Origin of the sequence: Agarivorans sp. 2_MG-2023 (assembly GCF_030548085.1) — a bacterium.
Taxonomy (GTDB): Bacteria; Pseudomonadota; Gammaproteobacteria; order Enterobacterales; family Celerinatantimonadaceae; genus Agarivorans.
Map to the genome: position 1 here is coordinate 196,701 of NZ_JAUORQ010000001.1, position 16,507 is coordinate 213,207.

15 protein-coding genes are annotated in these 16,507 nt (G+C 43.2%); 9 read left to right on the forward strand and 6 right to left on the reverse strand.

The window, feature by feature from the left end:
- Positions 1-246, forward strand: coding sequence for a hypothetical protein (locus Q4549_RS00885; protein WP_137673079.1), 246 nt, complete (start codon positions 1-3; stop codon positions 244-246).
- Positions 247-249: 3 nt separating this feature from the next.
- On the opposite strand, the gene Q4549_RS00890 is transcribed toward Q4549_RS00885, so the two are convergent.
- Both Q4549_RS00890 and Q4549_RS00895 read right to left on the reverse strand, forming a co-directional pair.
- The gene (locus Q4549_RS00890) at positions 250-645 is read right to left on the reverse strand and encodes a SufE family protein (RefSeq protein ID WP_303553045.1); all 396 of its coding nucleotides are present in this window, start codon (positions 643-645) and stop codon (positions 250-252) included.
- Positions 638-1,852 (reverse strand): aminotransferase class V-fold PLP-dependent enzyme, encoded by a 1,215-nt coding sequence (locus tag Q4549_RS00895; RefSeq protein WP_303553046.1) that lies wholly within the window; start codon positions 1,850-1,852, stop codon positions 638-640. Before Q4549_RS00895 ends, Q4549_RS00890 begins: the two co-directional genes overlap by 8 nt.
- Positions 1,853-1,960: 108 nt before the next feature.
- Between Q4549_RS00895 and Q4549_RS00900 the strand changes: the two genes are divergently transcribed.
- Both Q4549_RS00900 and nhaD read left to right on the forward strand, forming a co-directional pair.
- A complete protein-coding gene (locus Q4549_RS00900; protein ID WP_303553047.1) occupies positions 1,961-3,136 on the forward strand; it encodes a GGDEF domain-containing protein in 1,176 nt (391 codons plus the stop codon).
- Between the two features lie 60 nt (positions 3,137-3,196).
- Positions 3,197-4,612, forward strand: a complete 1,416-nt coding sequence (nhaD, locus tag Q4549_RS00905) for a sodium:proton antiporter NhaD (RefSeq protein ID WP_137673075.1) — start codon at positions 3,197-3,199, stop codon at positions 4,610-4,612.
- An 80-nt stretch (positions 4,613-4,692) separates the two neighbouring features.
- Here the strand turns inward: nhaD and Q4549_RS00910 are convergent, their stop codons facing one another.
- From Q4549_RS00910 to Q4549_RS00920, 3 genes are read right to left on the reverse strand one after another with little or no spacing between them, the layout of a single operon-like run.
- Complete coding sequence (locus Q4549_RS00910) at positions 4,693-6,192, reverse strand: SpoVR family protein (protein ID WP_137673074.1); 1,500 nt, start codon at positions 6,190-6,192, stop codon at positions 4,693-4,695.
- 7 nt (positions 6,193-6,199) lie between these two features.
- Positions 6,200-7,471 (reverse strand): YeaH/YhbH family protein, encoded by a 1,272-nt coding sequence (locus Q4549_RS00915; protein ID WP_303553048.1) that lies wholly within the window; start codon positions 7,469-7,471, stop codon positions 6,200-6,202.
- Positions 7,472-7,489: 18 nt separating this feature from the next.
- Positions 7,490-9,412: a PrkA family serine protein kinase gene (locus Q4549_RS00920; RefSeq protein WP_303553049.1), complete on the reverse strand. Its 1,923-nt coding sequence runs from the start codon at positions 9,410-9,412 to the stop codon at positions 7,490-7,492.
- Between the two features lie 769 nt (positions 9,413-10,181).
- Between Q4549_RS00920 and Q4549_RS00925 the strand changes: the two genes are divergently transcribed.
- The 6 genes from Q4549_RS00925 to Q4549_RS00950 all read left to right on the forward strand — a co-directional run bounded on the left by Q4549_RS00925 (position 10,182) and on the right by Q4549_RS00950 (position 15,498).
- Entirely contained in the window at positions 10,182-11,861 is a 1,680-nt protein-coding gene (locus tag Q4549_RS00925; RefSeq protein WP_303553050.1) for a sodium:solute symporter family protein, read from the forward strand.
- 237 nt (positions 11,862-12,098) lie between these two features.
- Complete coding sequence (locus Q4549_RS00930) at positions 12,099-13,511, forward strand: triacylglycerol lipase (protein WP_303553051.1); 1,413 nt, start codon at positions 12,099-12,101, stop codon at positions 13,509-13,511.
- Between the two features lie 126 nt (positions 13,512-13,637).
- Positions 13,638-13,847: a DUF2061 domain-containing protein gene (locus Q4549_RS00935; protein WP_303508314.1), complete on the forward strand. Its 210-nt coding sequence runs from the start codon at positions 13,638-13,640 to the stop codon at positions 13,845-13,847.
- A 126-nt stretch (positions 13,848-13,973) separates the two neighbouring features.
- Positions 13,974-14,375, forward strand: a complete 402-nt coding sequence (locus Q4549_RS00940) for a hypothetical protein (protein ID WP_303553052.1) — start codon at positions 13,974-13,976, stop codon at positions 14,373-14,375.
- 83 nt (positions 14,376-14,458) lie between these two features.
- On the forward strand, positions 14,459-15,058 hold the full coding sequence (locus tag Q4549_RS00945; protein ID WP_303553053.1) for a hypothetical protein: 600 nt from the start codon (positions 14,459-14,461) through the stop codon (positions 15,056-15,058).
- The gene (locus Q4549_RS00950) at positions 15,058-15,498 is read left to right on the forward strand and encodes a DUF411 domain-containing protein (RefSeq protein WP_303508321.1); all 441 of its coding nucleotides are present in this window, start codon (positions 15,058-15,060) and stop codon (positions 15,496-15,498) included. Before Q4549_RS00945 ends, Q4549_RS00950 begins: the two co-directional genes overlap by 1 nt.
- Before the next feature lie 83 nt (positions 15,499-15,581).
- Here the strand turns inward: Q4549_RS00950 and Q4549_RS00955 are convergent, their stop codons facing one another.
- Entirely contained in the window at positions 15,582-16,457 is an 876-nt protein-coding gene (locus tag Q4549_RS00955) for a radical SAM protein (RefSeq protein ID WP_303553054.1), read from the reverse strand.
- Between the last annotated feature and the right edge of the window lie 50 nt (positions 16,458-16,507).

Genomic DNA, 16,507 nt, shown 5'->3' on the forward strand with positions numbered 1-16,507 from the left:
GTGAGCTCTAATCAAAAATGCCCATCTTGTGGCGGCCATAAACCAGCACTCATGGCATGTCGCGATTGCGGCTTTACATATACGGTAACTAGCCGTCCGCCTGCCGCAGCAAAACCAGTAACACCCGTCGCTAAATCTGTACCGCGCAGTGAGTACCGCGCAGTAATGGAAGAAGGTGGCCCTAAATCGCAGGTAGTGATTAAAACCAAAAAACGTCGTACTTACACTATCCCAAGTGAAGAGTAAGCCCTAATCTAAACTAGATATTTCCCGCCAAATAGCGCTTATACCATTGTTTCTAGATTCACTTAAATGGTGAGCCAAACCTAGCTCTTGTAGGGTATGGTTAAAAAGCGCTTTAGCCTCTTTAGTTGGCTTGTTTAAGCAAGCGAGTACAATGACTAATAGGCCTTTTATGATGCGAGCATTGCTATCTACATAGAGCTTGTTATCGTGAAAGTGGAGCCACACCTCGCTTTCACAGCCTTCAACTTGCTTCTCTTCTATTTTCAACGAAACATCCATGGGTTTAAGTTGTTTGGCTAATAGTAATAGCTGTCGGTAGCGTTCTTCCCATGCGCCACAGTCTGCGAAACGTTGTGTTATGGCCTCTAAATCAAGTTCTATTTGTGGAGTGTTAATCATCAAATAACTCCATAATTTTGTTGATGGCGTCTAAAGCTTGGTCAATGTCTGATTGCTCACTGTAAATACCTAGCGACAAGCGAATACTGCCTTGCGGAGATAAAGTATTACTCAATGGCATGGCGCAGTGGTGCCCGCAACGCAAGGCGACATTATATTGGTCGAATAGCGTGGCAGCGTCTTGTGGGTGAACATTTCTTAGATTAAAAGCAATGATGCCCGCTCGCATCATTGGTTTGCCAACCAGTTCAACCTGAGGATGCTGCTCCAGTTTTTGCAACGCATAGTTGAGCAGTGAACGCTCAACATTAAGGCGCTCTTTAAGGGGGAATTGGTTCAAAAATTGGACCGCAGAAGCGAGACCAATTGCACCAATAATATTTGGAGTACCTGCTTCTAGCCGGTAGGGAAGAGTATTCCAAGTGCTTTGCTCAAACGACACCTTGCTGATCATTTCCCCGCCAAACACGCTGGGCTTTATTTGCTCAAGCGCTTGCTCGGTACCGTAAAGCACGCCAATGCCGGTTGGTCCGTATAGTTTGTGTCCGGAAAACAAATAGTAGTCACAGCCTAAACGGTTTACATCAATGTCTAAGTGAGCCACTGCTTGCGCACCATCTACTACAATTTTAGCGCCTACTTGATGAGCAATACGAGAAAGTTCTGGTATTGGCTGCATTGCGCCTATGCTGTTTGAGACATGCGTAACGGCAACTATTTTACATTTATCACTGATATGTTGACGAAAATACCCAAGGTCTATATCACCATTCTCTAATACCGGAATGACTTTTAGCTCGGCGTTGTTACGTTTAGCGAGCTGTTGCCAAGGAACTAAATTTGAATGGTGCTCCATTTCCGATAACCAAATGTGGTCACCTTCAGCGACTATGTGCGCTAAGCCATCGGCGAGTAGATTTACCGCTTGGGTGGTTCCGCTAGTAAAAATGATGTTTTGCGCTTTGGCCCCTATAAACTCTGCTATAGTTTTTCTTGCCAACTCAAAGGCGTTGGTCGCGTTGCGAGCAAAGCTATGGCTTGCGCGGTGTACATTTGCGTGACCCTGGCGGTAGTATTGTTCTATCTCTGACAATACCTGTTCAGGAACTTGAGTTGACGCGGCGCTATCAAGATAAGCAATTTGTTGATTGTTACCGTTTAGCGACGGGAAAAACTGGCGATAGCGAGTATGCTTAAGAGAAGTCACATTGATTCTTTATTTGGCAACTAAAACCGATATTGTAGCCTTAGGTGCTTAGCTAAACTAGCTTATATCGGTGTTCTCTTCGATTTAACATTAGGAGTTAAGGGTAAGATGCAACAGCCTCCCGTTTCGCAGGCATGGAAAAGTGTTTTTTTAGGCTTCCCCCTTCCTAGTCAAGAGCGGCAATTTAGTAATTTTCAATGGCAGCAACAACGGCGGTTTCTCGCTTGGGTACAGCTTGTTTATTGTGGCTGCATATTAGGTTTTTTACTTTTCACTGGTTTATTGCTCGAAGGGTGGCAGCAAGCTAATTGGCAAGCGTCTTTGGGCTTGTCGTGCTGGCTACTTTCACAGTTGATACTGACTTGGTGTAGCTTACAGATTGTAAAAGCGCGGGTCGCGCATTGTTTGTTTGCGGTACTGACACTGCAGCATTTTGTGTTAATGGCTGTATTAATGAGTTCGGAAAGTTCGCTTAGCATCAGTGCGCCAAGTTGGTTAGTGTTTAGCCTGCCAGTATTACTGATGTTGTTTTACATGCCATTTTTCTTAGCATTGCTCGTGTTACTAGTCGCTAGCTCATATTCCTTTGTTGCAGCAAATTCATTGCATATAGAGACTCAAAGCGACTGGTTTAATAGTGAGCTGGTAAATACTTCACTCATTTACGCTTTGCTGGCCTTGCTTATTGGTTTGTCACATAACTTAAGGCGCTTCCGCTATACCTACGAACAAGGTATTGATTTATGTAACGATAAAGCAGAAGTGTCCGCGGGAGCTTCAAGCTTAGAGCACTCCTCGAACGATACTGATGAGTTAACGGGCTATGCTAATTTTGTACGGTTTAGGCAGTTTTCTGAAATAGAAATTGAACGTAGCTCCCGTTATCAAAATGCCTATTCGATACTTTTGATTAACGTCAACCATTTCAGCGTGTATCGTGATAAGTTAGGCAGTGATGACGCTAATCAGTTGCTGGTGAAACTTGCCAATTTTTTGCAATCTAAAATTCGTAAAGTTGACCTGCTAGCTCGTTGCGACAATGACCAATTTGTTATTGGTTTACCTGAGTCGAGCCTCTATCAAGCGCTAGATACCGCCGAGCGGATCCACGATGCGCTGAATAGTGAGTTTTGGGAAATATTCCCTGATGATTTAGATTTAGGATCGCGCTTAGGTGTTGCTTGTATAGACGGCACAACAAACACCATTGACCAGTTAATGGCCAAAGCTGAAAATGCAATGAACAATCATCGAAGTGCAAGTGCGCTAAGCTACGGGCGTTAGCACTAATTTCAAAAAACAATCGTTAAACAAAATCAGCATTCGCCTAAGGAGTGGGAATTGATGCGTATATTGTTGTCCTTACTATTGTTGTTATTCTCTTCCGCCAGTTATGCCTCTGAAGGACTCAACTTAGTGAACTCTTGGGTGGGTTATACCGCCTTGGTCATTTTTGCTTTTGCCTATCTACTGGTTATGAGCGAAGAAGTGATTCATTTAAGAAAATCTAAACCAGTACTAGTGGCCGCTGGCTTAATTTGGTTTTTGATTGCCATTTATTACCGGGGATCTGGCCAAGAAGAGCTGGTCACCGCGGCCTTCAGGCATAATCTTCTCGAATTTTCTGAGTTAATGCTGTTCTTGCTGGTGGCGATGACCTACATCAATGCCATGGAAGAGCGCCGTTTGTTTGATGCCTTACGGGCTTGGCTAGTGAGCAAAAAGCTCAGCTATAGAAAATTGTTCTGGCTTACTGGTTGCCTCGCGTTTGTGATTTCTCCAGTCGCCGATAACCTTACTACAGCCTTGTTAATGTGCGCAGTTGTCACCAAGGTGGCTCATGGTAACAGCCGCTTTATTAACTTGGCTTGTATTAACATTGTGGTAGGCGCTAATGCCGGCGGCGCCTTTAGTCCGTTTGGTGATATCACTACCTTAATGGTTTGGCAAAAAGGTTTAGTCACTTTTGGTCAGTTCTTCGATTTACTGGTTCCGTCTTTTGTTAACTTTGTCGTGCCCGCTTTCATTATGTCGTTTTTTGTATCTGCTGAAAGAGTCGAGGCTGAAAACGAAACGGTTGAGTTAAAACGCGGTGCTCGCCGTATTGTGGGTTTATTCCTAGTTACTATTGCTACCGCTGTTATGGGGCACAGTTTGTTCCATATGCCGCCAGTGATGGGCATGATGATGGGCTTAGGTTATTTGCAGTTCTTTGGTTATTTCCTACGTACAACATTGGCTAGCAGCTTACACAAAAAAGCAGTAAACGCGATTTCTCACCGCGATGATGCTCGTTTAAAAGCCCTGGGTAGTGTGGTGCCTTTTGATATCTTTAACCGGGTTGCGCGTGCTGAATGGGACACGTTGCTGTTCTTTTATGGTGTTGTTATTTGTGTGGGAGGCTTAGGTTTTATTGGTTATTTAGAAATGGCTTCTAATATGATGTACCTGAACTGGGACCCTACCTACGCCAATATTGCGGTAGGGGTATTAAGTGCCATTGTTGATAACATTCCAGTGATGTTTGCAGTGTTGACTATGGAGCCTAGCATGTCTTTAGGCCAGTGGTTGCTAGTGACCTTAACGGCTGGTGTTGGCGGCAGTATGCTATCTATTGGTTCTGCAGCGGGTGTGGCATTAATGGGGCAAGCTCGTGGTCACTATACCTTTATTAGCCACTTACGTTGGGCACCGGTAATTGCAATTGGTTATGCAGCTTCTATTGTGTGTCATTTAGCCATTAACAAAGCCTTGTTTTAATCGTGGCGTATAATGACCATGTTTAGTTGAAGTAAAAGCCACCCTAGGGTGGCTTTTTTATTGGCTGAATCACAATGCAACTATTCGGGCTTAGGGCAACGAGCTAGCTCTTGTATGCTGCCGTTATCATCCACTTGTTCTAGTATCACATCAAAGCCCCATAAGCGGTGGAGGTGTTTTATTACTTCTTCTTTGCTTTTACCTAGGGGAATGTTTTGGTGGGGAACATAACGAAGTGTTAATGAACGGTCACCTCGCAAATTAACATTGTGTACCTGAATATTGGGCTCAATGTTACTTAGGTTGTATTGCGCGCTTAATGCCTCTCTTACTTGTTGATAGCCATGGTCATCATGAATCGCCTTCACTTTAAGGTAAGGTTTACTTTCGTTGTCATCAAGCGTAAATAGCTTTAAATCGCGAATGACTTTAGGGGATAGAAACTGACTAATAAAGCTTTCATCCTTAAAGTTTTGCATGGCGAAATGTAAGGTTTTTAACCAATCACTACCGGCAATATCAGGAAACCATTGTCGGTCTTCATCGGTCGGGTTTTCACAAATACGACGAATATCAGTCATCATGGCAAACCCTAGTGCGTAAGGGTTGATGCCATTAAAGTATGGGCTGTTGTAAGCAGGCTGCATCACCACGCTGGTATGGCTATGCAAAATCTCCAGAATAAAACGCTCGCTGACTTGTCCATGGTCGAACATATGGTTAGTAATGGTGTAATGCCAAAAGGTGGCCCAGCCTTCATTCATGACTTGAGTTTGTTTCTGCGGATAAAAGTATTGGCTAATTTTACGCACAATACGTACCACTTCGCGTTGCCATGTCTCAAGCAAAGGAGCGTGTTTTTCGATGAAATAAAGAATGTTTTCCTCTGGCGATGCAGGAAAGCGTTCGCGCTGTTCTACATCTGGGTTTTCTTTAGTGGGAATGGTTTTCCATAGCTCGTTAATTTGGCTTTGTAGGTACTCAGCTCGCGAATCTTGTCGGGATTTTTCTTCTTCCATAGAAATAGGGGAAGGGCGCTTGTAGCGATCTACACCGTAATTCATTAAGGCATGGCAAGAATCGAGCAGATCTTCAACCGCTTGCACACCGTGGCGAGCCTCGCACTTGCTGATGTAGTTTTTAGCAAATACTAGGTAATCAATAATTGAACTGGCATCAGTCCATGTTTTAAATAAGTAGTTATTTTTAAAGAAACTGTTGTGGCCGAAACAAGCGTGGGCAATCACCAATGCCTGCATCGGCATGGTGTTCTCTTCCATTAAATAGGCTATACATGGGTCTGAGTTAATCACGATTTCGTAGGCTAGCCCCATTTGACCGCGTTTATAGGTTTGCTCAGTTTGAATAAACTTTTTGCCGTATGACCAGTGATGATAACCAATTGGCATACCTACACTGGAGTAAGCGTCCATCATTTGCTCTGCAGTTATCACCTCAATTTGGTTGGGGTAGGTATCTAACTGGTAATGCTGAGCTACCTTTTCAATTTCTTGATGGTATAGCTCTAACATTTCAAAGGTCCAGTCTGGTCCATCGGGCAACATTTTGGTTTTGCTCATGTGGGCCTCACGCAGTGGTTTTTTTGAAGAGGTCTCTAAAGGTCGGCAGAATTTCTTCAGCATTTTTAACATGACGAATAGAGAAGTTGGGGAAAATTTCACTGAGTTGTTCGTATTCGTGCCATAAGCTTTGGTGGGCTCGGCTGGTGATTTCTATATAGGCGTAGTGACGACTTAGTGGAAGTAAGGTTTTTTCTAACAAGGCACGACATTTTGGGGAGTCGTCAGCCCAATTATCGCCGTCTGACGCTTGCGCGGCATAAATATTCCATTGGTTTTTGGGGTAACGCTCTTCAATGATTTTATCCATTAAGTTGAGCGCACTGGATACAATGGTTCCGCCCGTTTCTTGGGAATAGAAGAATTCGTGTTCGTCTACTTCTTTAGCTTGAGTGTGGTGGCGAATGAATACAACGTCAATTTTTTCGTAGCTGCGGGTTAAGAACAAATACAGTAATAAATAGAAACGTTTAGCGATATCTTTAGTCGCTTGATCCATAGAGCCTGATACATCCATTAAGCAAAACATGACCGCTTGGCTGCTAGGCACAGGATGTTTGGCAAAGTTATTAAACTTCAAATCAAAGGTATCTATAAATGGGATATTCTTGAGTTTTCTTTTTAGCTCAGTTATTTCGGCTTTTATCGCTTCAATTTCGCTATGAGGAACCTGTGAGTCCTGCTTATTCTCTTCAAGCTGAGTCTCTAATACCCGTAATCGCTTGCGTTTATCGCCACCCATGGCCATACGCCGGGCTAAAGAATTTTGCAAAGAACGCACAATATTAATGTTTGCTGGCACACCATCGTTAGTAAAACCAGCACGCGCAGTACGGTATTCAACAATACTGTCTACGTCGGTTTCCTGCAGGTTAGGTAGTTCTAAATCGTCAAACAGAATGTCTAGATATTCATCTTTTGAAATGTTGAATTGAAATTCTTCAGACCCTTCGCCTTGGTCACTAGCATCGCCATCACTAGGGCCTCCGCCGCCTTCTCCTTGAGGCGGCCGTTCTATTTTGTCGCCGGTGCCAAATTGGTCGTTACCGGATAGGGTACGTTGGCGATGGCCGCCTTCGCCCTGATGAAAAAATGGCTCGGTAATATCTTTATGCGGAATGCTAATGCTTTCGCTGTTTTCCAAATCTTGAATACTACGCTGATTAACCGCGTCGTTTACGGCGCGTTTGATTTGGCTTTTATAGCGGCGAATAAAGCGCTGGCGGTTAACCGCGCTTTTATTCTTACCGTTTAAACGTCGATCGATAAAATGAGCCATAGGCGCCCTCCAACAAATCTATGAAGATTTACGAACGCGTAAATACCATTCCGATAACAAACGAACTTGTTTGCGGGTGTAGCCTTTTTCCATCATGCGAGACACAAAATCGTCGTGTTTTTGTTGGTCGTCGGCAGAGGTTTTGGTATTGAATGAAATAACCGGTAATAGGTCTTCAGTATTTGAGAACATCTTTTTCTCAATCACTGTGCGAAGTTTTTCGTAACTGCTCCAGTTTGGATTTTCTCCATCGTTTCCGGCGCGAGCGCGGAGCACAAAGTTTACAATCTCGTTACGGAAGTCTTTGGGGTTACTGATACCTGCCGGCTTCTCTATTTTCTCTAGCTCAGCATTTAATGCTGCACGGTCAAATAGTTGGCCAGTATCTGGGTCTCGGTACTCTTGATCTTGAATCCAAAAATCAGCATAGATTACGTAACGATCGAAGATGTTCTGCCCATATTCGGAGTAAGATTCTAAATATGCGGTTTGAATTTCTTTGCCTATAAAGTCTACATACTTAGGAATTAAGTAGCCTTTTAGGTGCTCTAAGTAGCGGTCTGATACTTCTTGGCTGTACTGCTCGCGTTCAATTTGTTGCTCTAATACGTAGAAGAGATGCACCGCATTGGCGGCGACTTCGGTGGTATCAAAGTTAAACACCCGAGATAAAATCTTGAAAGCAAAGCGAGTAGACAAGCCTTCCATGCCCTCGTTTACTCCGGCAAAGTCTCGGTATTCCTGATAAGACTTCGCTTTAGGATCAGTATCTTTTAAGGTTTCACCGTCGTAAACCCGCATCTTAGAGTAGATACTTGAGTTTTCAGGGTCTTTGAGTCGAGATAACACTGAGAATTGAGCGAGAAGTTCTAAAGTGCTAGGCGCACATTTTGCTGTGTTTAGTTCGCTATTATCTAGCAGTTTCTGATAGATGTTTATTTCTTCGCTTACTCGTAAACAGTAGGGCACTTTTACAATGTAAACACGGTCTAAAAAGGCTTCGTTATTTTTGTTATTTCTAAAGGTTTGCCACTCAGATTCATTAGAGTGGGCCAAAATAATACCTTCAAATGGAATGGCTGATAAACCTTCGGTGCCGTTGAAGTTACCCTCTTGAGTGGCGGTAAGTAGTGGATGTAGCACCTTAATTGGGGCTTTAAACATCTCCACGAACTCCATCAAACCTTGGTTGGCCCTACATAACGCGCCAGAGTAGCTGTAGGCATCGGGGTCATTTTGAGCGAAATGCTCTAACTGGCGAATATCAACTTTACCCACTAAGGATGAGATATCTTGGTTATTTTCATCACCAGGTTCAGTTTTCGCGACAGCTATTTGATTCAATATTGATGGGTAACACTTAACCACTTTAAACTTGGTAATGTCCCCACCATACTCTTGCAAGCGTTTAGCGGCCCAAGGCGACATAATAGTCCTGAGGTGGCGCTTACTAATACCATATTCTTTTTCGAGGATGTGGCCATCTTCATTGGCGTCAAATAGGCAAAATGGGTGGTCATTAACAGGTGAGCCTTTAATGCGGTATATAGGTACTAGCTGCATTAACGCTTTAAGTTTTTCGGCTAAAGATGATTTACCCCCACCCACAGGCCCAAGTAAATACAATATCTGCTTACGTTCTTCTAGGCCTTGAGAGGAGTGTTTTAAGTAAGACACAATCTGCTCGATACTGTCTTCCATGCCATAAAACTCTTTAAAGGCTGGGTAGCGGGCAATAACACGGTTGGAAAATAGTCGGCTTAAGCGGGGGTCTTTAGAAGTATCGACCATTTCTGGCTCACCAATGGCCAACAACAAGCGTTCGGCGGCACTGGCATAAGTGCTAGGATGTTCTTTACAAAGTGTTAAAAATTGATCGAGAGATAACTCTTCTTCTTGAGCTTGCTCATAACGCTGTTGATAGTGGTCAAAAATACTCATGGCCTAGGCCTCCTAAAACAAGCTATCTCTATAAAAGATAGAATTTGGAAACAAAAGATTTCATGAAGCGCTAAAATAAGCTTATACCATGGTCAAAATAAATTTATAAAAAATAAGCATTTTTTTGCAAAGTTAAAGTCATCAATTGTTGCCACGCGGTCAGATAAAATCAGATTGTTCAAAATTCGGTATATTAAAAAATTTTTTCTAAAAACATGAGTTGTTGTTAAGTAAAGTACGTTTGAAACCTTAAAAGAGATCGAAAAATGGTTCGTTTCTTCAGCATGTTAGTTTGTTCACATAAAGTTAATGAATTGTAAAATTTAAGGTTGACCTTCCAAATTAACATGCTAATTTAGATTGGTAGCTTGAACCTTCTAGCTTTGGTCGGCGAGCACTACATCGAGGGGAGTAGTGTTGAAGGTTTCCAAAAAGCACGTTTCCATTGGCTCTTGCTTTGCAAGAGCTCTTTTTTTGTCTTTTCCTATGTGTCCTACGTTTGTATCCGCTTGAATTATCCTCGTTAGACTAAAGGATAGCTTTTTAACCCTTGGTCTTTACTCTTTGTATTTCATGTTGTTACAGCTTCAATTAGATTGAGAGCTGCGTTTATCACTATTGAGTCACTCATCTATACCAAAGTCTAAGTTTCAAGCACTTAATAAACACCTAAGTTGATATGTAACAATTATTTAACCTTTGGGTTTTTGTGACAGATTTGTTCAGTGAGCAACTAGCACTATCTTTTAAAAAAGTAGCGCTGCATTAGATGGATATTCAAACTTGGACATCGATATTTATCGCTTCTAGCTTTACTCTGTATATGATTATTGCGGTATGGGCTAAGGCTAAGACTACCCACGATTTTTATCTCGCCAATGCACAAATTCATCCTCTTACAAATGGCCTCGCTAGTGCTGCTAATTGGATGTCGGCTGCTTCTTTTATTTCCTTGGCTGGACTGATTTCTTTTTTAGGCTACGACGCTGCGGTTTATCTCATGGGCTGGACCGGCGGATATGTGTTGCTAGCTTTATGCTTAGCCCCGTATTTAAAGCGTTTTGGTCAGGTAACCGTGGCAGACTTTATTGGCGAGCGCTATTACTCCCAATCGGCGCGTTTATTGGCCGTAATCTGTACGGTGTTTATTAGCTTTATCTATGTTGCAGGCCAAATGCGCGGCGTAGGTGTAGTGTTTGCTCGATTTCTTGATGTAAATGTAAACCTTGGTGTCATGTTAGGCATGGCTATAGTGTTTGTTTACGCAGTATGGGGAGGAATGAAAGGCATCACCTATACGCAAGTGGCACAATATTGCGTATTAATTTTTGCCTTTTTAGTGCCCGCTATTTTTACCTCGTTCGCGCTTACCGGGCAAGTATTCCCACAAATAGGCCTCGGAGCCAGTTTAAGTGGCAGTTCTGAGGTGTATTTATTAGACCGCTTAGATGGTTTGTCGCAACAGCTAGGTTTTAACTCTTTCACCAATGGCGCACGAAGTTTAGCCGATAGGTTCTTTATTACCGCTGCATTGATGATGGGAACAGCGGGCTTGCCGCATATTATTATTCGCTTTCAAACCGTTGCGAAAGTAAAAGATACCCGTTTATCGGTGGCTTACGCTTTGGTGTTTATCGCTATTTTGTATACTGCCGCACCTGCTGTTGCCGCTTTTGCCAAAGTGAATATTATAGAATCAATTAATGGCGCAAATATGCAGGGTGTTGCTGAAGAGCAAAGCCCTGCCTGGTTGCGTAATTGGCAGCAAGCCGGCTTAGTAGAGTGGAGCGACAACAACGGTGATGGACGGTTGTTTTATTCAGGCGACCAGCGAAATGAGATTGGCATTAATCCCGATATTATTGTGTTAGCTTCCCCCGAATTAGCCCAGTTACCCAATTGGGTGGTCGCCCTAGTGGCGGCCGGTGGCTTAGCAGCCGCGTTGTCTACCGCTGCAGGTTTATTGCTGGTGATTTCTAGCTCAATTTCTCACGACATACTTAAGCAAACGCTGAACAAAAATTTGAGTGACCAACAAGAGCTAAAGTGGGCGCGAATAAGTGCGGTTTTAGCGATTATTGCTGCCGGCTATTTTGGTGCTAATCCCCCTGCGCTTGTAGCTGAAGTGGTTGCTATTGCTTTTGGTTTGGCGGCGAGTTCGTTGTTTCCGGGAATCATCTTAGGCATTTTTGTACGTAAAATGAGTCGACAAGCCGCTATCGCAGGCATGCTTAGCGGAATGTTATTTACGCTTGGTTACATTGTATATTTTAAGTACCTGAATCCTCCCGCTAACAACGCCGATGGCTGGCTTTGGGGAATATCACCAGAGGGTATCGGCGCTTTAGGGATGGTGATTAACTTTTCCAGCGCATTTGTGATTCAATATTTTGTTAAACCTGCCCCTAAAGCTATCCAACAACTGGTTATCAGCTTGCGCAAACCTTAGTCTATTGGCTATGTTTTTGTGGTTTAGCCTGCTCGTTACTGTTCATTATCTGCTACAGCCAAATCGGCAAATATTGGCTTTACTGCCAAGCTAATATCGCGAAACGTCAGGTTTCTTCTTAAGCTCATTATTAACGATAACAAAAACTATCGTTGCTATTTGTTAACTATTGTTTAACATCTTGCCTTTTGTTGTAAAGTACTGAAATAAATCTACTAATTACATGGAAGTAATAAAATGAAGCTGATTTTTGTACATGGTTGGAGCGTAACCAATACTTCTACCTACGGGGAGTTGCCGCAGTCCTTAGTGGCTAAGGCTGGCTCGGTAGGCCTTAGCATCAATATAGACCACATCTATTTGGGTAAATACATCAGCTTTCATGATGAAGTGTCGATGGATGATATTGCTCGCGCTATGGAGCAAGCCTTAAAAGATCTTCCTGGCAATCAAGACCAGATTCAACCTTTCTCATGCATTACTCATTCTACCGGGGGACCCGTTGTGCGTGCCTGGGTTGATAAGTATTACGGCTCTGCGGGACTCGCCACATTGCCCTTGCAACATTTAGTGATGTTGGCGCCGGCAAATCATGGATCTACTCTGGCGGCTTTAGGTAAGCAGCGAGTAGGGCGAATTAAATCTTGGTTTGCCGGCGTTGAACCTGGTCAGCGAATACTTGATTGGCTTTGTTTGGGTAGCCAAGGGCAATGGCAACTTAATGAAAACGGTATGGCTTATGATTATGCCAATAACAACTTCTATCCTTTTGTGTTATCTGGCCAAGGAATTGATAGCAAATTCTATGATTTTTTAAATGGCTATCTGGTTGAATCAGGATCTGATGGTGTTGTAAGGGTAGCTGGCGCTAATATGAATTACCGATATTTAGCCTTGGAGCAATCAGAAGAGCTGATTAATGGGGTGGCGGGCAAAGCTTACCGCTTAAAACCCAGTGACATTGAACCAATTCGTCGACCCGCTGCCGTGCCTATTGGCGTGTTAAGTGAGTTTAGCCATTCGGGTACCAAAATGGGTATTTTGGCAAACAAAGCCAACACCGCAAACCACCATATTGTGGTAGACCAAGTACTTGCCTGTTTAACAGTAAACTCAGCTGCGGATTATTCTCAGCGAAGCCAAGAGATGAAGCTACTGACTCAATCTGAACAGGCCAAAGTGCCTATCGGTAAAAAGCAACTTATTGGTAAGTACTGCATGTTGGTGGTGAGAGTACGTGACCAAAATGGCGAGCATATTCAAAATGAAGATTATGATATTTTGCTTCTGGCAGGCAAAGGTTATAAGCCTCACCAACTGCCCGAGGGCTTTTTTGTTGATAAGCAAATGAACACCGCAACTCATAGCTTGGTGTATTACATTGATGCCGACAAAATGTCGCAAATCAAAGATAACTGCTTTGGTTTGCAAGTGATGGCAAGGCCAAACAAAGGCTTCTCTTTTTACTGCAATACACAGTTTCGCTCAGAAGGTTTAGCCATAGACGAAGTGTGTGGTGCCAACCAAACCACTTACATTGATATCACTATCCACCGAGAGGTAGATAAGAATGTGTTTAGGTTTGATAAGGCCAGTAATCCTAGCGGTAGCTTTAAAAATGTAAAACCTTCAGGTGATGTTATCTCTTAAATGAACTTCGTTGCGGCGTAATGGTGAATCGCTTACTGTTACGCCCGCCTAATATCAGGTTACCGTAAGTTACTGCCTGTTGATTCAAATTCCGGCTAAGTTGGCTCTTTATTTACGGGAGTCCTTATGCAGTTATCTCAAGAGTTTCTTAAAACTATCAGTTTTGCCATTTTACATTTTAGTGTAGCGTTCTCGGTGACCTATACCTTAACCGGAAGCGCTTTAATTGGTGGTGTGATTGCCCTTATTGAACCAGCGATAAACACAGTGGCTTTCTATTTTCATGAGAAGTTGTGGCAGCAATTTGACAAGAAGAAACTGGCGCAAATAAATTAATAAAAGTGGTGTTGGTAAACGGCTCTTATTACACCCTGTTACCCGTTTGCAGAGTTGAGTCGCTTAGCTTGCAATTGTATAGGTGAGTGGGTATCGTCGCGTAGATTCAATCAATAACGTGGTGCTATGTTTACGCGCAGTATTCAAACTTGGTTAAGTTACTTTAGTTTGCTGGCATTTTTGCTAAGCGGCTTAAGTGCGAACGCGACAATGCTTGAAATGTCCTTTATGCCTGCGCATAGCTCTCAGCAACAACTTGAATCCTCGACCCTTTCTCATCATTCAATGGCAGACTGCCACTCTAGTCTTTTCAAAGGCTTTGACAATCGGCTGGGTGATAGTTCGACATCGCACACTATGCCTAACAGCCCCCAATGCTGCGGTGCTGCATGTGTTGTCCCGCCTTTAACTATCACTACCGCTTTACATGTTACTGAGTTAGCCAGTACTCGCTCGGTGCTACATTTGGAGCAACAACATGCTCCCTCAATCATCACCGACTCGCTCTACCGCCCTCCGATTCTATAAGTTTTGTTGTTTTTAAACACATCACCAACGCGGTGTTGTGACTATCCCTATTGGGATCTTTTAAATAATAAATCGGAATAGATATGACAATTTTTGTGATTAGCTCAAGGCTAATTCAGGTATTGGCTAGAGGGTATAAACCCATCAACACAAAACACCTACTTGTGCTACTTGTATCGTTTAGTCTAACGGCGATAGCTGACGAACATCTATACCAAACGGTAGGAGGCTATGGTTGCTCTGCTTGCCATGGTAAGTACGCAAATGGTGCTGGCAATGTGGGAGGCAATATTCGCGGGGCTAGTTTGAAACAACTCAATCAAGCTTTAGAGAATGAGCCCACTATGCAGTTGTTAGCCCCTGCGTTGAACGCGCAACAGCGCGTTTCGTTGAGCGATTATCTGCAGGCTCTAAATGAAATGACGCTGATCGAGTGGAATCTTGCCGAAGGGGCTAAGCCTAGCCAAGTTCATTTGTTGCCTAATACGTCCCATCAATTGGTGATTAAAAACGACACCTTTAGTGAACTATTGCTTGATGTGAGTCTGTTAGGTGAACCGCAAGCTTTAAAAATTGCTCCCCTCGATACCCAAGCCGTTAGCTTTGTAACGCCTAAGCAAGTCGTAACCCTAAATGCTTTAAACAATCAGCTAACCTTAACCAATAAAGAATATGAGAACTAATGATGAGATTAACTAGAAACTTCAGCCTCATGCTGGCATTGCTTTTTAGCAATGCACTATTTGCTGCAACCACTATCGAACTCTATAAATCGCCTACTTGTGGATGCTGTAAGGAATGGGCAGCGATTATGGAACAGAAAGGGTATACCGTAAACGTTCACCATCAAGGTGATTGGACACCTATTAAGAAACAGTACGCAATGCCAGCGCAGTTACAATCTTGCCACAGCGCAGTAATAGACGGGTATTTGATTGAAGGGCATGTACCAGAAGCGGATATTGCCCGTTTACTAAAAGAGCGCCCAGCTAACATAAAAGGCTTGGCTGCTCCGGGGATGCCACAACATTCACCGGGTATGGCTAAACCAGGGCAAGCATACAAAGATTTTAAGGTGATTAGTTTTTCAGAAGAGGGACTTGGCTTGTATCAACAATATTAACTTTTGGTCTCAGTGATTAGTGGTCGCTGCTAAGCGAAAAACGCTTTGCTTAGGCAAAGCGTTTTTTATCGACAGTTAAACTGCTACCACGCGAAGGTTTGAATGATGTTTTGCTTAGTCACAGGGTTGTGTGCAATGTTGTCATTCACTTTATCTAAGAAAGGCTGGCGTACTCCGGGAAACATCCCCCGCATTGGCGAAATGTTATTGCCATGGTCGCCCCAGTAATAGCAATTGAAGTCAGCTAAGTTTTCTAAGAGGTATTTTTCTTCTTCTAAAATTTGCAAGGGTGTCGGTAATATAAACTCACCGTGCGCTACTTCACGCTCTAGTTCAGAGCCTGGTTGAACCGCCAAAGCCATTGGCGCGATGGCATCCGGCTGAATGATGTTAAGTAAACTCGTGGTATTGATGGCGTGCTCTTTTGAGCGCTCTTTACCGCCCAAGCCAAAAATAAACGAGGCTAATACTTTAATGTTGGCTTCTCGCGCCAGTTCCATACCTTCTATTGCATGTTCGCGAGTCATCCGTTTTTGGATACGCTGCAATACAATTGGGTCGCCAGACTCTAAACCGGTATATGCCATATCCAAACCAGCAGATTTGATTTCTTTAAGCTCGACAATGCTCTTACGGCGAAAATCATTAAAACCTGAGTAAAGCGAAATATTTTCAATTTCGGGAAAGGTCGTTTTGATTTTGTCCAATATGCTAACCAGCATTTCAGTGCGAATCGCCATCACGTTACCGTCAATCAAAAAGATTGATTTTACTCGTGGGTAAATAACTCTGGCTTCTTCAATATCAAGAAAAATGTCGGCTAGTTCGCGCACTTTAAACCGCTTATCATCAAACATGGTGCAAAAAGTACATTGATTGTTGCTGCAACCTAAGGTTGTTTGAATCAATACGCTCTCGGCCTCCATCCACGGGCGATAAATTTTACCTTGGTAATGCATAATAGCTCCTCAGCCATGCGTCTTTTGTTAGTGGTGAGCAGTGTAACAAG